The sequence below is a fragment of the Lamprobacter sp. genome (assembly GCF_034860625.1).
GTDB lineage: Bacteria > Pseudomonadota > Gammaproteobacteria > Chromatiales > Chromatiaceae > Lamprobacter.
This window is the reverse complement of record NZ_JAYESN010000284.1, coordinates 1-3,597: the sequence shown is the minus strand read 5'-3', so window position 1 is coordinate 3,597 and position 3,597 is coordinate 1. Positions and strand designations below refer to the sequence as shown.

The following is a 3,597-nucleotide window of genomic DNA, read 5'->3' as shown; positions in this document are numbered from 1 at the left end:
AGCTTGGCCCGCTGCAGCAGGGCCTCACTGGCCTGTTCGGCCTTCGAGGCATCGCCGCGCCAGGTCTCGAGCACCTGATTCTGCAGCGCGCGCGCATAGGAGAAGGTCAGGCGCCAGGGCAGCGACAGCTGGGCCGCCATCTGATTCATGGCGTTCAGATGCTGGGTCGCTTGCTGGTCGTCTTGGCCACCAGACAAGAAGGCGACGCCGGGCACTGCGCCCGGCACCGTCTGCTGCAGACAGCGCAAGGTCTCTTCGGCGACCTGATCGACACCGGAGCGCTGCGGACACTCGGTCCCGGAGATCACCATGCTCGGCTTCAAGATCATGCCTTCGAGCTGGACGCCTTGCCGGTAGAGCTGCTCGAACACCTGGCGCTGGGTCTCGACGGTGACCTCGTAGCTGGTCTCGATCGTGTGTGCACCATTGATCAGCACCTCGGGCTCGACGATCGGCACCAAGCCTGCCTCCTGGCACAAGGCGGCATAACGCGCCAGCGCATGGGCATTGGCCTCGATGCAGGCGCCGCTTGGTTTCTCCTCGTCGATGGTGATCACCGCGCGCCATTTACAGAACTTCGCGCCCAGGCCAACGTACTCCTCCAAGCGCTCGCGCAGCCCGTCGAGGCCTTCGGTCACCTTCTCGCCGGCGTTCAGCGCGAGCTCTTTGGCGCCGGTGTCGACCTTGATCCCCGGCATAATCCCTTGGCGCTTCATTAGTTCCGGAAAGGGCTCCCCGTCGGTCGTCGACTGGCGGATGGTCTCGTCATAGAGAATCGCTCCACTGATGGACTCGCCGAGTCCTGGCGTACCGAGCAGGATGCTGCGGTAGGCAATCCGGTTGTCCTCGGTGTTCTCGACACCAACCGCCTTCAGCCGCTTGCCGATGGTGGGCGTGCTTTCATCCATGGCCAGGATGCCCTCACCAGGCTTAACCATGGCTTCGGCGGTTTGGCGTAGGGCGTTCAAAGTCATCGTTGCACCTCTAGCTGGGGGTGAGAAGGTTTGAATGAATCGGAATCCTGCAAGCTCCAAACCATGCTCCAAACCATGCTCCAAACCATGATGACGCTGAAAAAACTGAGCGACGAATTCAACCGCTGCGGCGATCAGAGAGCATGTATTCGCGCGCTGTGTTCAGGACGGCGATGGAAGAGGGGATGACAATCAGATCGTTGCGCGCGCCACAAACTGGGTGTAAATCCCCCTGAGCGGTTCAAATGACCCGCTCATCGGCACGGCAGATCCAATTCCATCCTCAAAACCGACGTCAGCGCTTGCGTGTTGCTGGCAGCACGTCATGCCAGCCGCGGATAGGTGAACAGCAGGAGATGAATGGCGTTGACGAAGAAATGGAGCAGGATGGCCGCTTCGATGCGGGCCGTCCGCAGATAGGCATAGCCAAAGAATAGACCCGCGACGGCGGCCAGCCCGACATTCGCCAGACCGAAGTTGATGTGATAGAGGCCGAAGAGCAATGACGCGAGCATCAGCGCACCCCAGGTTCCGATTGGACGTAGGCTGCTCTGGAGCAGACCCCGGAATACGGCTTCCTCGGGGACGCTGACCAACAACAGATTATGGGCGATCCAGATCAGCAGAAACCACGGCCACTTCGGGTCCCATTCCACGTAGTCGAGCCCGAGTCCCAGCGTGATCAGCACGGCGGCCAATGCCAGCGTCAACCCAGCGACCCAGACCAGCATCGGTTTCAGCGCGGCGCGTGTCGGTGGCGTGATGAAGAAGCGTGCATACAGGAAGCCGACGGCGGCCGGTCCGAAGTCGAGCAGCAGTGAAAATGGATCGGCATCTTCGGATACCTGATAGCCGGAGAGCACGGGCAGCGGTGTCAGGCCTGGCACATCCAGCGAATGGTAGAGCAGCAGCGGAACGCCGACGATCAAGGCGACGAGCTTTGCGACAGCGGGGTGGCCCCAGCCACGCGCCGCTGCAGCAAAGGCAAGCCCGGTGCCGATGATCCACAGCAGGCCAACCAGCGAGATCCAGCTGCCATAGGCGAGCAGCAGGGCCGCCAGGAAGAGCATCCAGGATGGCCACCAGCCCCTCGGCAGCCAGCACAGCGTGATCGCTGCCATTGCGAGATAGAACGGCAGCAGCTCGGTGAAGGGCGGCATCTGTATCCGATCCTGATGCGATCCTGAGGGGGTCAACGAGCGTTACTTCAGGAACGGTGCCATCCGCTGGAGTACGCCGTCCTTAAGGAGATAGCCATGGCGTAAGGCCGCGCCGATGTGCAGCGTCAGGAGTCCGACGATGAGCCCAGCTCCCAGACTGTGCATGGTCTTGACCTGGGCTGCCAGCTCTTGGTTCTCGGGCAGTATCGGCGGCAGCTCCCAGCCGAAGAAGGGTATCTGCTGGCCATAGAGGCTGACCATCATGTAGCCACCGATCGGCAGGCCGATCAGCATCAGATACAGGAGCCAGTGATTGGCGCGCGCCAGCTTTTGCTGCCATGAGGTCAAGGAATTCGGCAGCGCTGGCACCGGATGAGTGACACGCCAGATGAGCCGGGCCACCATCACCATCAGAATGCTGAGTCCGAGGGTGCCGTGAGCCTGGAATAGGGTCTGCCAGAGGGGTCGTCAATGGATGTCCCACCGAGGGTCATGCCGACCAAGAGCTGGGCCACCACCAGCGCGACCACAAGCCAATGCAGGGACTGCTGAACCAGCCCCCAGCGTTCTGAGGAATTGCCAAGCATTGTTATCTCCTAAAGGGTTGAACGGCGCGCAAGACGCCGGCTGAGATCGAACAATGCAGCGAGTGAGCAGCTTTTGTGCCATTGGTAGGGTAGATGGGCTGAAGCTGATCACCTGGAGCCTGGATCAGGATCATCTGCGAAACAGCCAGAGCAGCAGCGATAGCAGCAGACTCAGCAGAATCCCGGTCGTCAGGGGCATGTAGAAGCGGAAGCCCTCGCGCTCGATCAGGATGTCGCCGGGGAGGCGTCCGAGCGGGAGCTTCGAGAGCCAGGGCCACAGTAGTCCGATGACCAGGATGGAGACACCGACGATGATCAATGCGCGCTGCATCTAGGACTGCCTCATACCGCCGCCATCGTAGAGAACCAACTGCCAACGGTCCTCAATGCTGTCATGGCGCAGGAGATAGACGCCGCCGTCGTCACCGCGCAGCTTGAAGTACCGGTGGTTAGGGGCGAGCCATCGGTCAATGATCTCGGTGACGGCCACTTGCCGCTGTCCGAGGTGCAGGCGCAGTGGCTCGGAATCGCCGCGATGACCGGCATAGCAATCGACGCGCAGAAAGGCGTCGTCGACCGCGCTGGCCTTAGTGTCTGAAAGCTCATGCATGCTCTGAATCCTTGTCCTGATCGCGGCACCTGATCGCGGCACCTGATCGCAGCAGGGGTGTCACTCAAACGGGAGCGAAGGGCCTTGCCGACAAGCAAATCCAGTGCCCTGCAGACAGGCAATCTCGGCGCCCAACTGTGGCTGTTGCCTGATCGCCTCTGACGGGCTTGAGATCCCGTTGGGGGTAATGCGCCGATCGTGGGTCATTTCGCCAGCTGCGGTCTTGATGCAGCGGGCGCTCCCTAGGCTCGGCCGAGCTTGAGCTC

At 61.5% G+C, this 3,597-nt stretch carries 6 protein-coding genes; all 6 read right to left on the bottom strand.

Annotation, left to right across the window (positions count from 1 at the left end):
• Positions 1 to 974, bottom strand: a 974-nt coding sequence (locus VBE63_RS26200) for a class I fructose-bisphosphate aldolase (protein ID WP_323685938.1), incomplete at its 3' end; no start/stop codon positions are given.
• A 323-nt stretch (positions 975 to 1,297) separates the two neighbouring features.
• On the bottom strand, positions 1,298 to 2,134 hold the full coding sequence (locus VBE63_RS26195) for a CPBP family intramembrane glutamic endopeptidase (RefSeq protein ID WP_323685937.1): 837 nt from the start codon (positions 2,132 to 2,134) through the stop codon (positions 1,298 to 1,300).
• A 42-nt stretch (positions 2,135 to 2,176) separates the two neighbouring features.
• On the bottom strand, positions 2,177 to 2,545 hold the full coding sequence (locus VBE63_RS26190; RefSeq protein ID WP_323685936.1) for a cytochrome b: 369 nt from the start codon (positions 2,543 to 2,545) through the stop codon (positions 2,177 to 2,179).
• Complete coding sequence (locus tag VBE63_RS26185; RefSeq protein WP_323685935.1) at positions 2,545 to 2,721, bottom strand: hypothetical protein; 177 nt, start codon at positions 2,719 to 2,721, stop codon at positions 2,545 to 2,547. Before VBE63_RS26185 ends, VBE63_RS26190 begins: the two co-directional genes overlap by 1 nt.
• 130 nt (positions 2,722 to 2,851) lie before the next feature.
• Positions 2,852 to 3,052 (bottom strand): DUF2905 domain-containing protein, encoded by a 201-nt coding sequence (locus VBE63_RS26180; protein WP_323685934.1) that lies wholly within the window; start codon positions 3,050 to 3,052, stop codon positions 2,852 to 2,854.
• Positions 3,053 to 3,331 (bottom strand): hypothetical protein, encoded by a 279-nt coding sequence (locus VBE63_RS26175; protein WP_323685933.1) that lies wholly within the window; start codon positions 3,329 to 3,331, stop codon positions 3,053 to 3,055.
• Positions 3,332 to 3,597: the final 266 nt, after the last annotated feature.

What these genes read in the sequence shown, in the direction of transcription:
- VBE63_RS26195 (WP_323685937.1), bottom strand. Translation starts at nt 2,134, where the DNA reads ATGCCGCCCTTCACCGAGCTGCTGCCGTTCTATCTCGCAATGGCAGCG.
- VBE63_RS26190 (WP_323685936.1), bottom strand. Translation starts at nt 2,545, where the DNA reads ATGGTGATGGTGGCCCGGCTCATCTGGCGTGTCACTCATCCGGTGCCA.
- VBE63_RS26185 (WP_323685935.1), bottom strand. Translation starts at nt 2,721, where the DNA reads ATGCTTGGCAATTCCTCAGAACGCTGGGGGCTGGTTCAGCAGTCCCTG.
- VBE63_RS26180 (WP_323685934.1), bottom strand. Translation starts at nt 3,052, where the DNA reads ATGCAGCGCGCATTGATCATCGTCGGTGTCTCCATCCTGGTCATCGGA.
- VBE63_RS26175 (WP_323685933.1), bottom strand. Translation starts at nt 3,331, where the DNA reads ATGCATGAGCTTTCAGACACTAAGGCCAGCGCGGTCGACGACGCCTTT.